The organism is Porticoccaceae bacterium LTM1 (assembly GCA_030252795.1).
Lineage (GTDB): Bacteria > Pseudomonadota > Gammaproteobacteria > Pseudomonadales > Porticoccaceae > SCSIO-12696.
The window spans coordinates 484,689-505,508 of record CP127080.1 but is presented as its reverse complement, the minus strand read 5'-3'; the positions used below and the strand labels follow the sequence as shown (position 1 = coordinate 505,508).

Sequence of the window (20,820 nt, the reverse complement as noted above, 5' to 3'; positions counted from 1 at the left end):
ACTGCCGTGGCAAGAAAACGTCGAATCAGTCCATTCAGCCTCTCATTCCTCGACATCATGGCCTGTGGCTTTGGTGCTGTTACCCTGCTGTTCCTGATTCTCAAGCACGACGTTGTTCCCGTCGATACCGCCGACCCCAACCTCTCCGCCGAAGTGGCTTTACTGGAAGAGGATATTCGTGTCGGTGAAGAAGAGCTGGTTCAACTGCGCAACTCACTGGATCAGGTACAGCGCGACACTGTGGATGCACAGGGGCTGTCCACCCGTATTGTCACTCGAATTGAAGAGATCAAGCGGGAGCTGAGCTTGCAGGACGACCCAGAGGCGGAGATTGAAACCCTGCGTAAGCAGGTAGAAGAGCTCGAACTGGAAATTTCCACCCTTGAGGAAGAGTCTCGCGACAATGACCTGCGCAAATTTGTTGGCCAGGGCGATCGCCAGTACCTCACCGGCCTGAAACTGGGTGGCCGCAATGTACTGATTTTACTGGACGCTTCCTCCAGCATGCTGGCCGAAGATATCGTAAACACTGTAATTCGTCGCAACCAGTCTGACGAAATCAAGCGAAACTCCCCGAAATGGGTTCGTGCAATACGCTCTACCGAATGGCTGGTTTCGCAGATGCCCCCCGAAACCCAGGTACAGATCTACGCATTCAATACCGAGGCAAAACCGGTACTGGAAGAGAGCGCCGGCCGTTACCTCGAGGCCGCCGACAACGAACAGATGGACAAACTGTTTAAAGCACTACGGCAGGTATCCCCTAACGGCGGCACTAGCCTGATCAACGCCTACAGCGCTATCGAACAACTCACTCCCAGACCGGATAACCTGTTTTTAATTACCGACGGTTTGCCAACCCAGGGTAAAAAGCCCCCCCGCGGCAACACCATCAGCGGGCGCGATCGGGAAGAGCTGTTTTACGACTCAACCGAAGCCCTGCCCCGCGGGTTACCGATTAATGTGATTCTATTCCCCTTTGAAGGCGACCCCCGTGCAGCCGCCTCCTTCTGGAAACTGGCGATGGCTACCAAAGGGTCATTTATGAGCCCGTCCAAAGACTGGCCATAGGAGCAACACAATGAGAAGACGGCGCGGATCAGTTACCGAAATCAACATCTCGTTTCTCGATGTCATCAGCTGCGGCTTTGGCGCCATTGTGCTGTTGTTACTGATTGCCAAGACCGTCGAATCCACCTCTTTTGAAGACGCCGAGGATCTGGATGGGGTTGTGAAAGATCTTCAGCAACAGCTGTTTGAGATTCGCGGCGAAACCAATGTACTCAACCGGCAGCTCCTCTCCAAAGAAGAGCAACTATCCCAGCTGCGTGTGAAAATAGCTCGACTACAGGAACAGTTGGCCAGCGTAGAACGTCAGCAAAAAGCCATCGCCCAGGTAGATACCACCGAAAAAGACAAATTGACCCTGGCACTGCAGATTCTGACTGAAGAGATGGAGCGACTCCTCGGCAGCAGTTATCGGCGAACAGACGCCACTGTGGGCGGCATTCCAGTGGACAGTGAATACATTATTTTCATTATCGATACCTCTGGCAGTATGACCACCTACGCCTGGAATCGGGTTCGTCAGGAGATGGTCAACATTCTCAACATCTACCCGAAGGTAAAAGGTATTCAGGTGATGAATGACATGGGGGATTACATGTTCTCCAGTTACCGCGGTCAGTGGATTCAGGATACACCAGCGCGGCGCAACAGCATCATCCAACGCTTAGCAACCTGGAATCCGTTCAGTAACTCCAGCCCTGTTGAAGGGATTAACCGGGCGATTCGCAACTATTACGATCCCGACAAAAAAATCAGCCTCTATGTGTTTGGCGACGACTTTACCGGCCAGTCCGTTCGCAAGATCCTCGATACCGTCGATTACATCAACAAAGAGCGCTTGGCGGGACAGCGAATGGTTCGCATTCACTGTGTTGGTTTTCCGGTACATTTTGAGGAATTGCCTCCTAATCGTCAGCAAAGTGCCTACCGGTTCGCCAACCTGATGAGGGAGATGAGTTACCGCAATGGCGGAACCTTTGTCGGCTTGACCAGTACTAAGTAGGATGACTCGGTACTTTACAGCTGGACTGCCGGCTTATAGCCGGGACGGACAACCGGCAGAGGACATCATTACAAGCTACTTTTAGGGTATGACTCAAAATGGCGTTACATAAGATGACAAAAACTATCGCAAAACTGCTGATTCCCGGTTTTTTGTTTTTGGCGGGCTGCTCCACCAATGTAACCATAACAGGCAACTACCCAACACCACTCTGTGATCCATTGCCCATTAAAGCCGGGCTGTTTTTTAATGAAGCATTCAAAACCTACACCTTCAGTGATACCTCCGGTCGCCGGGATGTCACTATGGAATTTGGACCGGCACAAACCAAGCTGTTCACCACTATTTCCAGCTGTGTATTCCAGGAAGCGCAAGTGCTGAGCACTATGCCCGGTGATGACGGGAATGGCGGAGAGAACTTTGCCCCTAACCTGGACCTGATTCTTGTTCCCAATGTCGAAGAAGTGCAGATCGCCCTACCCTACGACACCAGCCTGAATGTTTATGAAGTCTGGATTAAGTACAACCTGCAGATTTTTGATGCCAACGGCAACGCTATAGCCGATTGGATTATGACGTCATACGGAAAAACACCGACGCGCTCAATGACATCCGCCGAAAAGGCTTTAAATCTGGCCAGTAATGTAGCTCTTCGTGATGCCGGCGCTCGTATCACCCTCGGCTTTGGCAAGATTCCGGAAGTTGAGAGCCTGTTGGCCAATCAACAGAGGCAAAGCCGTCAAGCTGCCGACAGCAGCCAGGAGAGTGCACTATGAAATTCCCAACGCTCGGTTTTGTAACTCTTCTGACCACTCTGGCACTGGGTTCCTGCACCTCTACTCGGGTGGACGAATTTCGTCGCAGCGGGGTAGACGATATTCCCATTGCCGAAGATGAGTCCATTGTCATCCTGGGCAGACGCCATCTGGGAGATTATGAGACCGAGCCACAATTTATCGACTGCATTGGCAAACGTATCCACCGCAAACTGGATATCAACGTGGTGCCCGAAATACAGTTTATAGATCAACTATACCCCTGGTTTGAGCCGCGCACAGCACCACTTAAATTACCGCGCATGGAAATGCTGATGTCCGATACCAAAATCGCAGCGGAAGTAAAAAAACTGGGTATCCAATACCTGATCTGGGTGGATGGGAAAACCGAAACCACCGACAGTGAAGGTTCGCTGAGTTGTGCCATTGGCCCCGGTGGCGGTGGCTGCTTTGGCTTTGCAACATGGGACAAACTCTCCACCTATGAAGCCATTATCTGGGATGTGGACACCATGCAGGAGAAAGGTCGTGTCAGAGTGGAAGCTGAAGGCACATCCTATCTGGTAGCGGTTGTAGCACCAATACCGATGATTGCCCAGGTACAGGATGAAGCCTGCGAGGGTATCGGCAACCAATTAATTACCTTCTTTGACGGTGAATAATCGCCATGGAGTTCAATAGGTTTCACAACAATAATAGTATTGCCCGGACTGTAATCAGTCCGGCATTTACATTTGGCTTTTGGGCAATGCTTTGCATCGCACTCTGCTGTGTCAGTGTCTCCAGCCTCGCAATGTCTGACAAAAAAGAAAAAGAGATCGGCAAGGAGATGTATGAAGGCATACTCGCAGAAATGCCGATATACGATGAGCCGAAGCTGGTTGAATACGTCACCAAAGTCGGCAATCGAATTGCTAAAATTTCCAACCGCCCGGACTACGACTTCACCTTCACCATTATCGACAGTCCTGATATTAACGCCTTTGCCACGCCCGGCGGATACATTTACGTTAATCGCGGCCTGATCACTTACATGACTTCAGAGGCACAACTCGCCGCAGTAATTGCCCACGAAATTGCCCACGTCACCGAAGACCACCCCGCTCGTATTGAGCGCGCATCCACAACCAACCAGGTGCTTTCACAGATCATCGGGTTTATCACCCAAAGTGGTGATGTAGCAGAAGCCAGTGCCCTGTGGGGGCAATCCATGGTCAGCGGCTACGGGCGCGATATGGAGCTTGAAGCCGACCAGGTGGGTGCCCAGTACCTCTTCAAGGCAGGCTATCCACCAGATGCCATGATCGAAGTGATCTCCATTCTAAAAGACACTGAGCGAGTGGAAAAACGCAAGGCTTTGGACACCGGTAAAAAAGCCCAAAATTATCACGGCCTGTTTGCCACGCACCCACGGAACGACAAACGTTTGCAGCAAGTAATTGCCGAGGCCGGCGACTTGCCCCAAAGTCTTGATGCCGAAAAAAATATAGTGCCATTTAGAGTGGCGACTGACGGAGTAACCTGGGGCGACAGCGTGCGACCTCCCAAGCCGAAAGAAAATCGCTTTTATCAAGAGAAGCTGCGTTTTCGATTTGACTACCCGGCTGGCTGGAAATTCACCCAACAGGGCAACACCATAATCGGGCGCCCTGAAGAAAAGCCCTACCAGATGACCATCGAAATTCATCAGCGCACCAAAGACAGTCCCTACGACTTCCTGAAAAATCAGCTCGGATACTCACTGATCAAAAAATCAGAAGCCTTCACCCAGGCGCGATTGAATGGCCATCGCGGTTTTGTCGAGTCAGCTGATGGCAAACCCGACCAGCGCATTGCTGTAATCTACTATAGTCGCTATGCATACGTGTTTAGAGGCGAACTGCTGGAAGGCGATAATCTCAAGGCCGCCGATGAAGAGTTCAATTACATTATCAACAGCTTCCGACCTCTCTCTGTAAGACAACAACAGGCCAGGGACGCTAAAACCATTGAGTACGTGAAAGCAAAAAAAGGACTGACCTTTGAAAAATTGGCCAAATACCTGAAACTCGGCAAATACGGCGAAGACGAACTACGACTGATCAATGGCTACTATCCCGTCGGCGAGCCAGATCCGGGCGAATGGATTAAAATTATTCGCTGACTTCCACCTTCAATACCTTTCTTTGACAACTCTAAAAATATCTATTTAAGGGTACTTCTAAAAATAGTGATTTTTTTGCAAAAAGCTGTTTCATAATGTAACGAGCGCAGGTAAGACAAGGCAAAAAGAGGTGAAAAAGCGGAGTTTACTGGAGTAAATGAGCATTTTGAGCCACTTTTTAACGCCGTATTACCGCTATATTCGTAACCAAGTATTTGAAACATGGCAACAGGATACCTGTGCCCGTTGAATGGACTAGGTGCGATTTGAAACCGAAAATCTGGCCATTCTCACATTCACCCACTTAGCTTGATGGTACCATAAAAGAAATAACAAGGGCAGGCAAACACATCAAGAGGCACCCCCCCTCCTCCTAACAACATACATCAAAAGACCACTCAATACAGACACGAAAGACATGAAAGCCACCATAGAAAGATGGCCCTTAACACCACGATCTGTGGGTGAGATATTTAGTTCAGGGTAAAACCCACTCAGATCAAAAGCCTGCAATGGGAAAACAAGTATTATCAACGCATAAACAGCACCTACAGCCGCAAGAATAGCCGATACCGCATACACGTTTGAGAAACGCTTCAGGATAAAAAACTCCAGCACCACCCCATATATGACAGAATAAACCACATACTTATAACAAATAACCAAAGCCCCGAGAAAAATAGAAAGAACATAAAGCCCAATCTCAACAACTGACCCCGGAGACTCGATTACATATAAAAATAAAAACAAAGATATAAAAAAAGGCGGCAATAAAGAACCCAAAATAATCCTTAATAACATTAAACCGACCTCATTAATCACCAACCATACGAAGCGGAAAACACCTCAAGCCACTAAACCTTATAGCACTTAAAATAGCGCATTAGAAACCAAATAAAGTGCAGAGCTGTCACACTTATATAAGCCCAAAATAAAAATCAAATAAAATAATCAGCGATTTTCATCCCAATGATTAATCGTTTCCTTATCGAGCTGCTTAAAGGTTTTAGGGCCATAATAATCATTGGTATAAGCCAGAACCAAATTAATATTCTTTGGCCTATCACAATCCCCCCAGTTCCCATAGGCATTATAGCCAGCGCCATGGGTAAATATGTATATATCCCTATTCTCCTCAACCATTACCGTCCTCGCAATAAATCCCGGGTGGAGATAATGAGGATATTTAGTTAAATTTTGAAAGGCATGCGGCCAGTCCGTAGATCCAACATACTCCTGGGTTACAGGCCCAATTTCCTTCAAATAGAGCGATGATATATTAGTGAATTGTGGTGGAATTGGGACATGCGCAATCAACTCCTCTTGACCATCTATCCTTGTTAACTCTGGCAGCAGTCTTCGAGACGGATAAGAAAAATAGCGAAGAGAAGAGTTCACTTGGCCAAGGGTGCATCCAGGTGTCAACTCTGGGCACACAAAAGTTTTTACGTCATAGTTATGATATGAACTATTGCTCTTATTGAACTCTGCATCTTTTGGAAAAGGCGGGTAACCCATTGAATTGTTAACATATAAATCCGAATCACCCGAAGTGTAGTCAGAAAAGGTATCAAGTATATCTGCTGCATAATACGTTTCTAGTATGCCTGATAAGAGAGCCCCCATTTCAACCGCATCTTCTTCTGGAAATGTTACAGAATCACACGCATCCAGATCCTCTTGGCCACCAGGAAATTCCTCCTCAACCACCTGTGCAAACCTGAGGGCATTCATATCAACATGTTCCTGATCATAAACCTTGACGCTATAGACTCCCCAGGTTAGCCCACACCCCCAAACAAACGGCTCCGTGGGATCATAATACGGATTGTAGTATGGGTCATAATACGGATCATAATATGGTCCATATGGATCTGTAGGAATCCCTTGATAAAACGGATCGTAGTAAGGATTTATATAATAGCCACAATCATAGTAACTGACATAAATATCCTCCACCGAAGAGTGGTTTTCAAAGAAGTCAGGATCAGAGGTCCAAGAAACCAAGTTACCCATAAATTTATTGAAGGCTTCAGTGTGCTCATGAAGACCCAGCACCCCCCCCGTAGACGCCTTTCCAGACGAATATACAACCAAGTCATTAACACTGGGCACATGATCACTTAGGTTATACAGCTGGAGGTCAATATTACCATCACTATTGTAATCGTTAAGTAGCCAGTCGATGCGCGCTACCCCCCACCCCTCAGCGACCGATTCTTGTGAAGAAGTTGGAATTATATGGGAAAAATTATTAGCACTACTTTGTATCAAAATAGTTGAAGTAATGGTACCCAAACTCTCTGGCCCAGAGTCCACTCTTTTCACAAAAATATCCAACAGGCCATCCGAGTTAACATCACCCACCCGCATTTCATATTTAAACTTTGACTGTTCAATTATAGGTAGAACAGTCTCTTCATCCACCGACCCCAACTCTTCAATTAAAACAGAGGCAATTGGACTCGTGGCCTGCCAAGGTCCATATTCAACTACAAAAAACTCGTACACACCTGGTGCAACATCACTAAACTCGTAGACCGAAACCCATGCGTCCCCAGCTGTTTGAACGACAGGCTGCCATTGTGAGCCATCCACCCTCATTATTAGGTGCCTTTCCACATAGACATCATCATATAAATATCCCCAGGGGGCTATATAGCGGTCATGCTCAACGGTAAAGTGAGCAACAATAAAAGAGTTATCCACAACCTCCGAAACAAATGGAGTCTCAAGCGGCGGTGGTACCTGAGCTTTAGCAAAAACCGAAGAAGAAAAAAATGCAATGAAAATAAAAATCTTATAGAATCTGAAAATCATCCCTCACCTCCCTTTTCTCAATTTGAGTCCTTTTTTTTACCCCTAACCTTTACATCTGGCTTATACATTTCCCTCAATCTCTTATTGGCAACACGAATCATTGATCTAGAAATTTTTTTGGAATTAGACTTATCAATAAAATCCTTAGCTATACTCTTACATGAGTTTTTAGTCTTTGAATAATTTGCGTCATCCTTGACATGCTCGCGCCTCAAGCAGTCATGATATTCCCTGTAAAGTTTAAGATCATATGGAACATCAGCTTTAGCATGTGGAGAAATCAATATGACAAAATACAAACACAGGAGTCCTTTCATAGCATGCACCATTAAGAATTTTTATTAGAAATAATACCAAGCTTAAGTACTAAAACAGGAATCAGAAGCTTAGATTATGAAGGAACAAAGCCACCACGTATAAGGTATGACAACTATATTCCATTGAGAACTAAAGATAGTTGCTCACGCTAAATTAGCAAGCTCAGCGATTAATTTTATTTCCCTCACTCACATTCCCCCCTGCAAGTACCCTGCATAAACAGAGCGATAGAAAGACATCAAAGATGGTAAACCCTCTCAAATACAACCCTACCAATCCTCAGTTAGAACCACACCATCCTGCTACGTAACTCAAATACGTTCTTTTACTTAGCTAGCCCAGTAATTCTGTTGATCCACTGGCTTGGCGTACCACGATGTAACAGTATTTCTCCACACTGACAGTGTGTTACTTAGGACAATTTCAGCGGGCGTCAAGCCTGAGTCGACTCCATCTGAAACAGAGTCAGCAAGTGCAGTAATTATGAAACCGCTTTGAGGGCAAGGCGGTAGCGCACGGAGACCCGGAGTGTATACACATACATGAGGAGTCGAGTACGATACCAACGCAGCCATCGCGGAAAAAGTGCATTTTTAGAGGTACCCTAATGAAGTATTGGCTATTCAAATCCGAACCCGACGAATACAGCATCGACCAACTAGCCGCGGAACCCAACCAGACCGGACACTGGAATGGCATTCGCAATTACCAGGCACGCAACCTGCTGCGAGATCAGGTCTCCGTTAATGATCAAGTATTTTTCTACCATTCCAGCTGCAAACCCGCTGGTATCATCGGCGTTATGAAAGTCGTGAAGGCCGCCTACCCAGACCCGGATCAATTCAATCCCGAGAGTAAATATTTTGATCCGAAGGCAACGGCAGAAAACCCGCGCTGGTTTTGTGTTGATGTACAGCTGGAGCAGAAGTTTCCGAGGCTGATTCCACTTACCGAGATTAAGGCCACAAAAGCACTGGAAAATATGACACTGGTAAAACAAGGCCGCCTCTCCGTCCAACCAGTAACAGAGAACGAATGGGGCACCTTACTCAAAATGCTGTAGGAGCGGCTTCAGCCGCGAACCAGACTCTGTCTCTGACATAAGAGTAGAACGATAACATGCTACTCCAAAGATGGAGTTTCGCCATTCTGTATATCATAGTTTTTATATTTTTCAGGAACAAACCGGTAGTGTCCGGTAATCTCATATAAAAATAGCTTATTCTCCATGCGGGGCCCACGACCCACATTATGAACAATAAGTGGAGTCCCTGTTTCAGAGGAATACTCATCCACAACAATACCAATATGCGGACGCTTTCCGGGCAACATCCAGGTAACAAGATCACCGGGTGAATAGTCTTCTGGATCTTCAGTAATTGGCAATACCGTGCCATACCGTGAAAAGAAGGTCTGCAGATTCGGAACTCGACGGTGATCGATATTTTTATCGGCCTTGGATAGCCCCCAAATCGTTTTGGATGGATACAGATCAAAGTTATCGGTTATATCCTCATGAACCAGAACCTGAAGATCCACACCCAGCGCCCGATACGACCGAATTACAACATCCGTACAGACACCTTTATTTGGTGACACATCTCCACCTGGGTAAGAGATCGAAACATAAGAGCCATCGTAAATCACATGGTGCTTGGTTCGATCCTTTGCAGCAGACACCAACTCTTCTTCAAAGCTGCTACCGAAGCAGGTTATTGGCAACAGAAGAATGGTTGCTAGAGTTAGCTTATTCATTGAAAACGTCCATAACAGGAGCAAATTTAGAGCACCAGCGGTAGTTTGCCCATGTCTGCTTGTGATTGTTACGCATTTCCGATGATTCCAGTATCTTTCCCATCCAGGCTTTTGGTGTTTTTCTCTTGCCAATATTCCTCGACACCCTCACGCCCACGGTTATCAGCCCACTTCCTTAATGTTGGACGCTCACCAACTAAATCATAGAAAGGGACAGCATAGCCACATGACGTTTGCACAAGCTCTATATCCACTTCAAAAACTTGTCGTGCTCCAGTGTACTCAGGAAATAGCCTCATAAGGTCCCGCCATTCATCCTCTCGAGGGTGAATAGCTTTTGCCTTCCCATACAACCTTAATATAAGTGGCTGCTTATCAAATGAGCAAAACATTATTGTCATTCTACGATTCTCAAGAACATGAGCTGCCGTTTCATTACCACTACCGGTAAGATTTAGCCAAGCCTCCTTAGAACCACTTAAAACCCTAAAACTATCCATGCCTTTTGGGGAGACATTTACAAGGCCTTCACTGCCCGCCGAACCGCCTCGCGACGAAACTCTTCGGTATAGGCTTCTTTTCTTTTTCTTGCCATCTCACACCTCCATGTTAGCCGTGAAGCTAACTATAGTAGGTGTCTACTAAATGTGGGTAACTCGGAGCCCTAACGCCCGGTTTAGTGGCGGCTGGAGCGCAGTGTAAGCCGTTCAGCCGCGCCCTGTGCGGCCTTGCTACAACCGCTTGTTATAAAGAGACTTTCTTCCAATGCCACATACCACCATTGGCTATACGAGCGACGACAATTTGCGTAAACTCCATTGCTAATATAGAGCCGTGTGAAAATCGAGTTTCCAAAAATAGAGCTAGAGACCTTCACATAGCCATCAAACCAGATACCCTCATACTCGAGATAACCTGGCTCACCCATGCTAACTTCAACAAAGGGTATAGCTAGAACCTTTTTCTTAATATCTTCAACTTTGCTCCAGTCATCGATATCATCGGAACAATCAATAATTGAGTTCGCATGAAGCTCATACGCTCCGATAAAGGCCAATAGCACAACGGCCGGAGCACCAAGGACTATAGACACCCACCTAATCATGCTGATTCCTTTTAACGCCCAAAGCAGCGGTTTATCCGCTACCTTTGCTTGTTATATTTTGTTTTGATCAACTTGCAGACCAGTCTTTTTAGTCTTTTTTAGCTGTTCTATAGCAAACTCTTCGGTAACAAAACCTATCACATCACTGGAATCAAGCAGACCACCTTCTAAAACCCCGGTATTAATTTCCATTTCCGAATTTGTAATGAACACTTTTTCTTTGGTTCCTGCACTCACATCAAACTGCTTAGTAAACATGAGATAGTAGATACCTCCTGCCTTCACATTGAATTTAGTTTCTATTGGATGCCCTTCGACGTATTGCCAGCCTGGAATATTCTTTGCGCCAAAAGTATATTCTCCTCCAGACAACCTCAGAATTCCGTATGAGCCATTAGACAAAGCTAATTCAACCTTTCCATTTACAAAGATATTTGTATCTCGCGCACTTCCCGGAAAAGCTGATTTTCTAAAGACATAAACAATGGCTTTATCTGATTGATGACTCTCTATACCTGCGAACGGCTCTCCAACCGGAGAGCTAGCACACGAAGCCAACAAGAGAAGCAAAGGCATAAAAGCTATTAAACGCATTGTAATTTTCCCTAAAAAATATAACGCCCGCAGAACCGGGCCGGCAAGCGTTTATTGGCCTGCTCTTCAAGGCCAATGCTTGCTGGATCCGTGTTGCTGCGTTTGTTAGGCATTTTTAGCATGGGTTTAAATTATAATCGTTGTATCTCGTTACATTTTTCTGCCAATGAGCCAGCTACGGCGCTAACCCAAATTTCAAAAGTGTTTCTATATCCTGCATTCTTCAACATATCTGAAAAAAAGTCTTGGCATTCTTCTGGAGCGTTTATACCGGCAATTTCAAATAGTTCACTTCGAGCTTCCTTCCATATTAGTTCTACAAATTCGGAATTAAGCTTCAATAGGTTCCTAGTCCGATCTTTAACAGATTGAGTTTCAAAATCGATGTCATGAGATAAATGAGCAAAATCGTTCCTGAGCTTTCTCAATATATGAAAACTCTTTCTGAGCTTTGGACCAATACAACCAGTACGAAAAGACAGTTCAATTTTAGAGGACATATTGCCAATTGGAGCATTGGCGCCATCGAAGAGAGGATCATGCTCCTCGCAACATAACTCCAAGCGGTTTTTTAATAGCTCTTCAAGAATATCCTCAATTACAGCAGATGCCATTACGACACTGCCCCGGACACTCTCTTTCTTAAGAGCTTTCCAGACCTTTTCAAATCTGATGCTAAGTGTTGATTCTGTTTCCATGTGTATGCCTAACGCCTACGTCAGACGCATTTTTGGAGTGGAGGCAATTGGGAAAAAATTGCGAAGCAATTCCCAATTGCCGGAACGGAAAAAATGTCGGCTGCACGTTTTTGTTAGGCAATTTCATGATTTTCCATTTTCTTCGCAATTTCGTTGCAAAGATTATTAAACGTCTCCACTTGCCCTTCTTCGTAAAAGAATATTCCAGTGCTTAGATCAGGAGTTTTGGCAACTGCCTTCATTGATTCAGAAATTGCCGCGATGATTGAAGCCTTCTCTATTGAGTATGAATCAGTATTGAAGTGTATTAATCCATTCCGCGTTTCGTTGAGCCACTTGATAAGATGTCTATCAAGCCCTGAGTCTTCGGAAAATAGCTTATCAAAGAGATCCATAAAGAAATCTAGTTGTGGATCTGGCAGTTCATCACCTTTTTCATAAGCCTCTAGCCATTTTTTGAGATGGTTAGGTTTCCAAGTATCAAATCCCGCACTTCCACGTAGTGCCATACACATCGATGCTTGCAGTGCGGAATGAGCGGAAATCAAGGCCCACTTACAGGCTCTCGTTGAATCAAATGAAGTTCGGGCATGAACAAGTAGCTCTTCAAGAGAGGCATGCAAATCGATTTGCCTATCAAAATTTATATAGCCTTCCATAGTTTCGATCTCGTTTACTGCCTAACGCTTCCATAATTTGCGGCGTGCTTTTCGCGGCGTCAAATTCATGACCTTGTTAGGGCCGCCGAACTCCTACCTCCCAGCCAAAATCCGACTCCCGCAAATATACAAGGAATTATAGATAATAGATTTCTTTTCAAGTACCACCATTTATCCGAGTACTCCCATATTTTCACGCCATGATTTAAAAATTGTCGATGATAAGCGTAAAAAAGCAAAACACCAACAAACCAAGCAGCGAACACACTAACAATGACTGATGGACTTACACTTCTTTTTAAGGGTGAGACAGACAGCATAATCACTGTGGGCATCAAAAAATACACCACAATCCATATAGGTAGTGTATTCACTCCAAACAACAGCATCTCAGAGGGAGCATCAGAAAACCCTAGTCGAGATAAGGCCGTGAACAAGATATGTGCAATCGACCCCAGAGTTAGAGCTAAAACTGTTTGCTTGAGTCCTCTCATATTTTCACCCTAGTAGCCCTAACAGCCTGTTTAAGAGGCCTTCGGCCTCATAACAATTATTATCAGGCTTCCCGCTTAATATATTATCGGGCCGCCTACCCTTTAGATAACTCTTTGTTTTATATACAACAAAATCTATATCAAAATTATTTGATACTATTATCAGGCCTGATACAAATCGTTCTTCGCTTGACTTTGAAGGAAATAATTATGCTGTATACAAATACAGCAATCAGAAAAGGATTTTCAGATGAGTCAATCGCCATTCCTTCGGTCTATCCATGAGCATATGCTCACCAGGCGCTAAGTTGTTAAACAATAAAGGCATCTCTTTACTGGATCAAGGTATAGATGAACTAAAGAGGCGTGCAAACCAATATTCCTCATCGGAAGAGCGACATCAATAGTGAGTACCAATCTAAATGGATCTCCGCCTACGCGGGGATGACGGATGGGAGATAGATGCGCTGAGAATGCTCCTTTTTGCTCATGGTGCGCACGGGGCACCCTACTTCGTGTAGTAATTAACATGTGGATCACCGCTTACGCGGGGATGACAAAGAGCAGCTTTAAATGAATAGCACCCAAGCGAGACCTTGCCCAACCGGAACAGGTTTGCCCGATTTGTGGGTATTATGAGGGCGGGCCTGTTCCGGTTGGGTAAGGGCGGGTTTTTGGCACTTAAAGAGCATTAAAGAAACAACAACCAAGAGGCTCTTTGCTAAGCGAAGGATGACAGGAGGTGCGCACGGCGCACCCTACCTAAACTGGCCCGCCCGGGGATAACAAAGGGAAAGAAGGTTGGATTAAGCCCCCTTCTCCTCACCCCCAAGTACTTCTTCTTCCTGCCGAGCATCGGCAATCCAGCTTTGTACATCCGCATCGGACAACACATGGTGCATATACTGCTCAGCCAGTGAATCCAGTTGAACGCCATAGGTGTGGAAGCGTAGTGCAACCGGGGCGTACATGGCATCGGCAATTGTAAAGTAGCCGAACAACCAGGGGCCGTGGGTGATATGTTTTTGACGACACTCAACCCACATGTCATTTATGCGTTTGATATCCGCTTCCAGCTCCGGGGTCATCGGCACTTTCCGGCCTGTGGCTCTTGCGTTCATTGGCATTTGACTTCGCAGTGCGGCAAAACCTGAATGCATCTCGGCGCTGATGGAACGGGCGTAACCGCGTTCGACATAATTACGTGGCCAGAGGTGGCCTTCGTCCATGTTTTCGCTGACGTATTCGCAGATTGCCAGCGAGTCCCACACTTTGCGGCCATCATCAATCAACACAGGCACGCGCCCTGATGGGGAGTAATCTCTTATTTCCTTCGCAAACTCGGGCGTATCAAGCGGCAGTCGTTTCAGCTCGACATGTACGTTGGCTTTTCTAAAAGCCAACCAGGCACGCATTGACCAGGATGAATAGTTTTTATTACCAATTACCAGAACCGGATCGGTATAGACACTCATAGGGACTCCCCGCAACTATCGTCAAAAACCTGAAGCGGCATCATCTGCCACTTATTCACAAGTATTAAAAAGATAGTCGAAAACAGCGGGGAATGGCGATAACTCACCGCCATATTTCTCAGTGAAATTGAGTCAGATCAAAATGCCGACTTGTTTGGCGATCAGCCAGCTGCCACCAGCCATAAGCAATACCACCAACCATATCACCAACAACAGTTTCCAGCCGCCAAAGGGTTTACGTTGTACCGAGTGGACACCGCTGGAGGTTACTTTACGCACCCGCTCCAGGTCTTCGGGATAGAGTTCTTCTTCACTGCGCATGACATTGGCTCTTCTGAAAAAAGCCAGTTTAAAACTCGTGGCTTAAAGTCTCAAGGGACAAAAACTGCGCTGCTTCAGCGGGGTTACCACTGGCGATATGAGGCACTTCGCCGATCATTGGTGCGCGAATCAGTTGTTGCAGTGTCGCCAGGTTTTCGGTGTAACGAGACATCTCGGGATCGACCCGGTTGGCCACCCAGCCAGCCAAAGGCAGGCCATCGCGCTGAATGGCTTCGACGGTGAGCAGCGCGTGATTGATACACCCCAGCCGCATGGCCACCACCAGAATAACCGGCAACTGCAACTCACGAGCAATATCGGCAAAGGTTTCCCTCGAGTTGAGCGGCACTCGCCAGCCACCAGCACCTTCTATAACCGTAAAGTCCGCGCCCTGCATTAAAACGCCACGACAGTATCCGGCGATACGCGATGCCTGCAATCGTTGCCCCGCCTCCTCAGCGGCTATATGCGGTGCAATAGCGGGTTCCAGCGCGATGGGGTTAATTTGCTGGTAAGGCATTTGTTTGGAGGCGGCAGATTGAAGTATCAGTGCGTCGCTGTTGCGAAGGCCATCGTCGCTCTGCTCGCAACCAGCAGCCACGGGCTTGCAGGCTGCTGTGCTTTTCCCGCTGTTATTGGCTCCGTGCAGTAACGCTGCTGCGATAAAGGTTTTTCCCGCGTCGGTATCGGTCCCGGTGATAAAGTATTTTTGTTTCACACCTAAGCCTCTTTTTTGACCACGCCGTAAATCACTTCATAGCTCGCTGGAAGTACACCCGTTTCGGTGCGGAATTTTTCGTAGGCGTCGGTTAACAACTGCAATCTTTTACGACCGGTCATCCCCTGATTGCGACCACTGTTGATGTTGTGCGCGCCCAGTGCCTTGAGTTCGCGCATCAGTGATTTGAGGTCGTCATATTCAAGCTGATGTTTTTCCACCACCAGCTCTACCTGCAAACCTGCAATCTGCAATTGATCACGAAGTTTTTCGACCGCAATAAACTCATTTACGTGAACGTAGTCGTCCACCGCACGCCATGCATCGTGCAGCTCTGTAAGGGTGTTGGCGCCAAAGGTGCTGAATATGGCAACGCCCTGCTCGTTCAGGACTCGGTACAGTTCTGAGCCCCAGACATCCGGGTTCTCGCACCACTGGTAGGCGAGGCTTGATACCACCAGATCGAACTGGTTATCGGCCAGGGGTAAGGATTCAGCGTCACCACAAACCCAGCGATCCGCAACCGGCCGTTGGGCACGGGCATATTCCAGCATACCGGGTGCCAGATCCAGGGAGGTCAAATGCACGGAAGGCAGTCCATCACGTACTTTGGCCGAGAGGTAACCGGTACCACAGCCCACATCCAGTGCACACCCAACCTTCATCTCAGCCGGCACCATGCACCACAATCTATCAGCAACCAGACGCTGAAATGCTGCCGCACCGTCGTAGCTGCTGGCGGCACGACTGAAGGATTCTGCCACCGACTGTTTGTCGAGACGTTTGGCCGCAGATGCGGTTAAAAACTCGTTGATCGCTGCACAAACTTCATCAGGAGCAGACATGTGAAGGGCATGGCCTCGCTCGGGAATCACCACCACCGTTTGGCCAGGATTAAGATCTGCAATTGCTTCTCCTGCCAAAGCCGGAACCAATGCATCACCCCCACCAAACAGATGCAATCCCGGTATAGCGAGGGACTGTAATGCACTACGGTTATCGAGTGTTCCTAACAGCTCCAAACCTTCGTTCCAGTTGCAATTACTCTCGACGGCGACAAATGGGCGGAGCTGTTTCATTAATTCGCGCTGAGCCTGGTCACCTTGGGCCTCAAGACCAATAAATTGCTTGAGACAGGCGCCGGGGGATTCGGCAAAAAATTGGCAGAACCGGGAAAAGGTTTTTGCTGGCATTGCGGACCGCCAATCGCGATCCGCTACAAATTGGGCATTGCTTGCCAGGGTAATTAATTTGCTGACCCGTCCTGAATAACGAGCAACAAATGCTGTGGCGATCATTCCACCTAAAGACCACCCCATCAACACACAGGAGCTGGGTAGCTGTTCTGATAACTGCTCCAGCAGCCCATCAAGCGAAAACTCTGGCCACTGCTCACTGCCACCAAAGCCGGGCAGATCGACTAGCCAGACAGGCCGATCATTGGCCAGACGCTCAGCCAGCGGCAGCATAATGTCACTGGCCGCACCCCAGCCGTGCAGAATCACCAGCGGCTCGGCATCAACAGGCGATGGCAGGTGACGCAGGTGTAACGCTGGAGGAGTGATCTGTAATACCGCTTCTGTCATTTAAAACTCTTTTCTAAATCGCTAACTATCTAAGGCCTGCTCCACCGGCACTCACGGTGACTAATTAATTATTTCATCCAGCGCTTCCAACAGTTGATCCACCTGCTGCTCACTGTGACTGGCACTGAAGGTGATGCGCAGTCGCCCTGTACCCTTAGGGACAGTCGGCGGCCTGATTGCGCCCACTAAGATTCCCCGCTCACGCAGTCGCTGACCGATCTCCACAGTCAGGGCATCGTCATTGATTAGCACCGGTTGAATCGGGGTATTCGAATCCATCAACTGTAAGCCGAGTTGTTCAGCACCACGACGGAATTGCGCAATCAATGCCTGCAGTTTTTCACGACGCCAGGTTTCCGTTTGCAGTAACTTCAAACTGGTGCGTGTGGCAGCCGCAACCGATGGCGGCATGGCGGTAGTAAAAATATAGGGGCGGGCAAACTGGATCAGGGTCTCAATCAGCGCTTCGCTTCCTGCCACAAAAGCGCCAAAGGTACCGAAACCCTTGCCTAGGGTTCCCACTAAAATCGGCAGCTGTTCGATGTTCAGGCCGAAGTGTTCAGCACAACCACCGCCCTGCTTGCCAAGCACGCCAAAGCCGTGGGCGTCGTCCACCATCAACCAGGCATTGTGGCGCTGGCAGATAGCGGCCTGCTCAGGCAGGTCAGCTATATTGCCATCCATACTGAATACGCCATCGGTCACCACCAGTTTGCGACCGCTGTCGGTGTCCGACAGGCGTTTTTCCAGCTCAGTCACATCACGGTAGCGCTGAAAGTCCGCGCGACTCAGCAAGCCGCCATCCAGCAGTGAGGCGTGATTGAGACGATCTTCCAGCACTGTGTCACCACGGTCAGTCAACGCCGCGATTGTGCCCATATTGGCCATATAACCGGTGGAAAACAGTAACGCGCGCGATCGGCCCGTAAAGGCTGCCAGCTCCTCCTCCAGCGCGTGATGCTCAGTGGAATGGCCGTAAACCAGGTGCGAAGCACCACTGCCCACACCATACTGACCGGCACTTTTTTGCAGCGTCGCAATGACCTCAGGGTGGTTGGCCAGGCCCAGATAGTCATTGCTGCAAAAGGCCAGATAATTGCGGCCATCCACCACCACCTCTGGGCCGGTGGCGGATTGCAGCTCAAAACGCTGACGGTAGAGATGGGCCGCTTTGCGCTGTTGCAGGGCGGGTAAAAGTACGTCGTCTATGGGCATTGGTGGTCAACGCCAGCCAGGGTGGATTCAAATAGTGGTCGCACGTCGCACGTCGCACGTCGCACACAGGGACAAGCCCGCGTATCAACTACGAAGCAACCTGCTTTAGCGTGCGACGTGCGACGTCTGACGTGCGACCTGAATTTCATTTCGCAGCGTCGTAGAAAAACTTGTCGTTCTTGGCTTCGGTGATCGCCTGTTGCAGCTGCTCGGCTTCCTGCTCGTTATCACGCTCTACGCGATACTCTTCCGGCTTGATGCCGAGTTTGTTGAACAGGTCCATATCCTTGTTGGCTTTTGGATTTGGCGTGGTGAGCAGTTTTTCGCAGTAGAAAATGGAGTTGGCACCGGCCATAAACGCCATCGCCTGCATCTGCTCGTTCATGTTTTCACGGCCGGCAGAAAGGCGAACGTGGGATTTCGGCATCATAATGCGAGCCACGGCGATGGTGCGCAGGAATTCGAAATCGTCGAGATCGGCCTGGTCTTCCATCGGGGTGCCAGCTACTTTCACCAGCATATTGATGGGCACCGATTCCGGATGCTGTGGCAGGTTGGCCAGTTGCATCAGCAGGCCGGCACGGTCTTTCTGCTCTTCGCCCATACCAACGATACCGCCAGCACATACCTTCATACCGGCGTCGCGCACGTTAGCCAGTGTATTCAGGCGATCCTGATAAGTGCGGGTGGTGATAATGTCGCCGTAGAACTCTGGCGAGGTGTCGAGGTTGTGGTTGTAGTAATCCAGTCCTGCTTCCGCCAGCTCTTTAGCCTGGTCTTCAGACAGCATACCCAGGGTCATGCAGGTTTCCATGCCCAGAGACTTAACGCCCTTGACCATTTCCTTGACCACTTTCAGGTCCTTGGATTTGGGGGAACGCCATGCAGCACCCATACAGAACCGCGAGGCACCGGATGCCTTGGCCGCTTTGGCCTGCTCGATCACCTTTTCCACTTCCATCAGGCGCTCACGCTCCAGGCCGGTGTCGTAGCGGGCGGATTGCGGGCAGTATTTGCAATCTTCCGGGCAAGCCCCAGTCTTGATCGACAGCAGGGTACTCAGTTGCACCTCGTTGGCATTGAAATGGCGACGATGCACCACCTGCGCCTGAAACATCAGGTCATTAAACGGCAGGTTGAAAAGGTCGAGAACTTGCTCACGAGTCCAGTCGTGACGAACTTCTGTGTGGTCAAAACCGGCAGCCTGGCTGGCGCTCATATCGGGTACCCCAATTAACTGGTATTCAATAGTGAATAAACGTGGATAATGGACAGCAATCTTAAGGAGCGACAGGGATCTGTCAACCAAAACTCTCTCAAGAGGTTAACAACGGATGTTTTCTCTTTCCTCATTTGGCGACCGCATACGTCGTCAGTTGCCGGTCGAGTGCCTGCTCTGCAAGCTACCTAGTGAGCACTCACTTCCTTTATGTAACTCTTGTATGCTGGAGCTTCCGTGGCTACAACACCACTGTAGTCTCTGTGCCCTGCCGATGCCTGACGATGCCGAGATGTGTGGCCAGTGCCAGCAACAACCGCCGCCCTGGCAGGCCTGTATAGCCAGTTTTGAGTACCGGCCGCCCATCAGCCAATTGATAAACCGTTTCAAGGAACATCGCGATCTCACTGCAGGGCGGGTTTTGGGGCATATGCTGGTGGAGCAGGTAGCACGACGACTGGCGGCAGCAGCGCCAACCGTAGATCTGATTGTGCCGGTACCTTCACACTGGCGGCGGCGATTCTACAGGGGGTTTAATCACAGCGACGAACTGGCATTACAACTGGGCCGGCAACTTAAGATTCCGGTAAGCCTCTACCAGCTGCGAAAAGTGCAGGCAACACATACCCAGCAAGGACTGACCCGTAGCGAGCGCCAGGGCAACCTGAACAGAGCCTTTGAGGTGGTACGCCCGGTTAACGGACTGAAAGTGGCTGTGGTAGATGATGTAATCACCACCGGCAGTACTGCACGAGCACTGACAGAGACCCTGCTCAAGGCAGGAGCGGCAGATGTGCAGGTGTGGTGTGTAGCACGCACACCGGCTCCCGGTAGCCTTTAACGGCTACCGGCT

Annotated in this window: 21 protein-coding genes; 7 read left to right on the top strand and 14 right to left on the bottom strand. The window is 48.4% G+C overall.

Going from position 1 to position 20,820, the window contains the following annotated elements:
- Nucleotides 1–6 precede the first annotated feature (6 nt).
- The 5 genes from QP938_02330 to QP938_02310 all read left to right on the top strand — a co-directional run bounded on the left by QP938_02330 (nucleotide 7) and on the right by QP938_02310 (nucleotide 4,990).
- Nucleotides 7–1,071 (top strand): VWA domain-containing protein, encoded by a 1,065-nt coding sequence (locus tag QP938_02330; GenBank protein ID WIO74763.1) that lies wholly within the window; start codon nucleotides 7–9, stop codon nucleotides 1,069–1,071.
- Between the two features lie 10 nt (nucleotides 1,072–1,081).
- Nucleotides 1,082–2,071 carry a VWA domain-containing protein gene (locus QP938_02325; protein ID WIO74762.1) on the top strand — a complete coding sequence of 330 codons (990 nt, stop codon included), beginning with the start codon at nucleotides 1,082–1,084 and terminating at the stop codon, nucleotides 2,069–2,071.
- Nucleotides 2,072–2,184: 113 nt separating this feature from the next.
- Nucleotides 2,185–2,847 (top strand): hypothetical protein, encoded by a 663-nt coding sequence (locus QP938_02320; protein WIO74761.1) that lies wholly within the window; start codon nucleotides 2,185–2,187, stop codon nucleotides 2,845–2,847.
- Nucleotides 2,844–3,509 (top strand): hypothetical protein, encoded by a 666-nt coding sequence (locus QP938_02315; protein WIO74760.1) that lies wholly within the window; start codon nucleotides 2,844–2,846, stop codon nucleotides 3,507–3,509. Before QP938_02320 ends, QP938_02315 begins: the two co-directional genes overlap by 4 nt.
- 131 nt (nucleotides 3,510–3,640) lie before the next feature.
- Nucleotides 3,641–4,990 carry a M48 family metalloprotease gene (locus tag QP938_02310; GenBank protein WIO74759.1) on the top strand — a complete coding sequence of 450 codons (1,350 nt, stop codon included), beginning with the start codon at nucleotides 3,641–3,643 and terminating at the stop codon, nucleotides 4,988–4,990.
- Nucleotides 4,991–5,341: 351 nt separating this feature from the next.
- On the opposite strand, the gene QP938_02305 is transcribed toward QP938_02310, so the two are convergent.
- Together QP938_02305 and QP938_02300 are read right to left on the bottom strand one after the other, a co-directional pair.
- The gene (locus QP938_02305) at nucleotides 5,342–5,791 is read right to left on the bottom strand and encodes a hypothetical protein (protein WIO74758.1); all 450 of its coding nucleotides are present in this window, start codon (nucleotides 5,789–5,791) and stop codon (nucleotides 5,342–5,344) included.
- Between the two features lie 150 nt (nucleotides 5,792–5,941).
- Nucleotides 5,942–7,810 (bottom strand): hypothetical protein, encoded by a 1,869-nt coding sequence (locus QP938_02300; GenBank protein ID WIO74757.1) that lies wholly within the window; start codon nucleotides 7,808–7,810, stop codon nucleotides 5,942–5,944.
- 925 nt (nucleotides 7,811–8,735) lie between these two features.
- On the opposite strand from QP938_02300, the gene QP938_02295 reads away from it, so the two are divergent.
- Nucleotides 8,736–9,191: an EVE domain-containing protein gene (locus QP938_02295; GenBank protein ID WIO74756.1), complete on the top strand. Its 456-nt coding sequence runs from the start codon at nucleotides 8,736–8,738 to the stop codon at nucleotides 9,189–9,191.
- Between the two features lie 59 nt (nucleotides 9,192–9,250).
- Here the strand turns inward: QP938_02295 and QP938_02290 are convergent, their stop codons facing one another.
- The 12 genes from QP938_02290 to bioB form a co-directional block, all read right to left on the bottom strand.
- Nucleotides 9,251–9,883 carry a DUF1287 domain-containing protein gene (locus QP938_02290; protein WIO74755.1) on the bottom strand — a complete coding sequence of 211 codons (633 nt, stop codon included), beginning with the start codon at nucleotides 9,881–9,883 and terminating at the stop codon, nucleotides 9,251–9,253.
- Nucleotides 9,884–9,951: 68 nt separating this feature from the next.
- A complete protein-coding gene (locus QP938_02285; GenBank protein ID WIO74754.1) occupies nucleotides 9,952–10,383 on the bottom strand; it encodes a pyridoxamine 5'-phosphate oxidase family protein in 432 nt (143 codons plus the stop codon).
- 176 nt (nucleotides 10,384–10,559) lie between these two features.
- Nucleotides 10,560–10,988 carry a hypothetical protein gene (locus QP938_02280; protein WIO74753.1) on the bottom strand — a complete coding sequence of 143 codons (429 nt, stop codon included), beginning with the start codon at nucleotides 10,986–10,988 and terminating at the stop codon, nucleotides 10,560–10,562.
- A gap of 51 nt (nucleotides 10,989–11,039) precedes the next feature.
- Entirely contained in the window at nucleotides 11,040–11,582 is a 543-nt protein-coding gene (locus QP938_02275) for a DUF2846 domain-containing protein (protein WIO74752.1), read from the bottom strand.
- A 131-nt stretch (nucleotides 11,583–11,713) separates the two neighbouring features.
- The gene (locus QP938_02270; GenBank protein ID WIO74751.1) at nucleotides 11,714–12,280 is read right to left on the bottom strand and encodes a hypothetical protein; all 567 of its coding nucleotides are present in this window, start codon (nucleotides 12,278–12,280) and stop codon (nucleotides 11,714–11,716) included.
- A 113-nt stretch (nucleotides 12,281–12,393) separates the two neighbouring features.
- Complete coding sequence (locus QP938_02265; GenBank protein WIO74750.1) at nucleotides 12,394–12,939, bottom strand: hypothetical protein; 546 nt, start codon at nucleotides 12,937–12,939, stop codon at nucleotides 12,394–12,396.
- A gap of 1,300 nt (nucleotides 12,940–14,239) precedes the next feature.
- On the bottom strand, nucleotides 14,240–14,908 hold the full coding sequence (locus QP938_02260) for a glutathione S-transferase family protein (protein ID WIO74749.1): 669 nt from the start codon (nucleotides 14,906–14,908) through the stop codon (nucleotides 14,240–14,242).
- 132 nt (nucleotides 14,909–15,040) lie between these two features.
- Nucleotides 15,041–15,229: a DUF3094 family protein gene (locus QP938_02255; protein ID WIO74748.1), complete on the bottom strand. Its 189-nt coding sequence runs from the start codon at nucleotides 15,227–15,229 to the stop codon at nucleotides 15,041–15,043.
- A 28-nt stretch (nucleotides 15,230–15,257) separates the two neighbouring features.
- Nucleotides 15,258–15,947 (bottom strand): dethiobiotin synthase, encoded by a 690-nt coding sequence (gene bioD / locus QP938_02250; protein ID WIO74747.1) that lies wholly within the window; start codon nucleotides 15,945–15,947, stop codon nucleotides 15,258–15,260.
- A 2-nt stretch (nucleotides 15,948–15,949) separates the two neighbouring features.
- Complete coding sequence (gene bioC, locus QP938_02245) at nucleotides 15,950–17,533, bottom strand: malonyl-ACP O-methyltransferase BioC (GenBank protein ID WIO74746.1); 1,584 nt, start codon at nucleotides 17,531–17,533, stop codon at nucleotides 15,950–15,952.
- 60 nt (nucleotides 17,534–17,593) lie between these two features.
- Nucleotides 17,594–18,748 carry an 8-amino-7-oxononanoate synthase gene (gene bioF / locus QP938_02240; protein WIO74745.1) on the bottom strand — a complete coding sequence of 385 codons (1,155 nt, stop codon included), beginning with the start codon at nucleotides 18,746–18,748 and terminating at the stop codon, nucleotides 17,594–17,596.
- A 145-nt stretch (nucleotides 18,749–18,893) separates the two neighbouring features.
- Nucleotides 18,894–19,967, bottom strand: a complete 1,074-nt coding sequence (gene bioB, locus QP938_02235; GenBank protein WIO74744.1) for a biotin synthase BioB — start codon at nucleotides 19,965–19,967, stop codon at nucleotides 18,894–18,896.
- Between the two features lie 115 nt (nucleotides 19,968–20,082).
- Between bioB and QP938_02230 the strand changes: the two genes are divergently transcribed.
- Complete coding sequence (locus tag QP938_02230) at nucleotides 20,083–20,808, top strand: ComF family protein (protein ID WIO74743.1); 726 nt, start codon at nucleotides 20,083–20,085, stop codon at nucleotides 20,806–20,808.
- Nucleotides 20,809–20,820 lie beyond the last annotated feature (12 nt).

Excerpts from the sequence above, each read along its gene's own strand:
- QP938_02265 (WIO74750.1), bottom strand. The coding sequence starts at position 12,939 with ATGGAAGGCTATATAAATTTTGATAGGCAAATCGATTTGCATGCCTCT.
- QP938_02255 (WIO74748.1), bottom strand. The coding sequence starts at position 15,229 with ATGCGCAGTGAAGAAGAACTCTATCCCGAAGACCTGGAGCGGGTGCGT.
- QP938_02310 (WIO74759.1), top strand. The coding sequence starts at position 3,641 with ATGTCTGACAAAAAAGAAAAAGAGATCGGCAAGGAGATGTATGAAGGC.
- QP938_02270 (WIO74751.1), bottom strand. The coding sequence starts at position 12,280 with ATGGAAACAGAATCAACACTTAGCATCAGATTTGAAAAGGTCTGGAAA.
- QP938_02260 (WIO74749.1), bottom strand. The coding sequence starts at position 14,908 with ATGAGTGTCTATACCGATCCGGTTCTGGTAATTGGTAATAAAAACTAT.
- QP938_02315 (WIO74760.1), top strand. The coding sequence starts at position 2,844 with ATGAAATTCCCAACGCTCGGTTTTGTAACTCTTCTGACCACTCTGGCA.
- QP938_02285 (WIO74754.1), bottom strand. The coding sequence starts at position 10,383 with ATGGATAGTTTTAGGGTTTTAAGTGGTTCTAAGGAGGCTTGGCTAAAT.
- QP938_02275 (WIO74752.1), bottom strand. The coding sequence starts at position 11,582 with ATGCGTTTAATAGCTTTTATGCCTTTGCTTCTCTTGTTGGCTTCGTGT.
- QP938_02305 (WIO74758.1), bottom strand. The coding sequence starts at position 5,791 with ATGTTATTAAGGATTATTTTGGGTTCTTTATTGCCGCCTTTTTTTATA.
- bioC (WIO74746.1), bottom strand. The coding sequence starts at position 17,533 with ATGACAGAAGCGGTATTACAGATCACTCCTCCAGCGTTACACCTGCGT.
- QP938_02230 (WIO74743.1), top strand. The coding sequence starts at position 20,083 with ATGTTTTCTCTTTCCTCATTTGGCGACCGCATACGTCGTCAGTTGCCG.
- QP938_02325 (WIO74762.1), top strand. The coding sequence starts at position 1,082 with ATGAGAAGACGGCGCGGATCAGTTACCGAAATCAACATCTCGTTTCTC.
- QP938_02280 (WIO74753.1), bottom strand. The coding sequence starts at position 10,988 with ATGATTAGGTGGGTGTCTATAGTCCTTGGTGCTCCGGCCGTTGTGCTA.
- QP938_02295 (WIO74756.1), top strand. The coding sequence starts at position 8,736 with ATGAAGTATTGGCTATTCAAATCCGAACCCGACGAATACAGCATCGAC.
- bioB (WIO74744.1), bottom strand. The coding sequence starts at position 19,967 with ATGAGCGCCAGCCAGGCTGCCGGTTTTGACCACACAGAAGTTCGTCAC.
- QP938_02300 (WIO74757.1), bottom strand. The coding sequence starts at position 7,810 with ATGATTTTCAGATTCTATAAGATTTTTATTTTCATTGCATTTTTTTCT.
- bioF (WIO74745.1), bottom strand. The coding sequence starts at position 18,748 with ATGCCCATAGACGACGTACTTTTACCCGCCCTGCAACAGCGCAAAGCG.
- QP938_02320 (WIO74761.1), top strand. The coding sequence starts at position 2,185 with ATGACAAAAACTATCGCAAAACTGCTGATTCCCGGTTTTTTGTTTTTG.
- QP938_02290 (WIO74755.1), bottom strand. The coding sequence starts at position 9,883 with ATGAATAAGCTAACTCTAGCAACCATTCTTCTGTTGCCAATAACCTGC.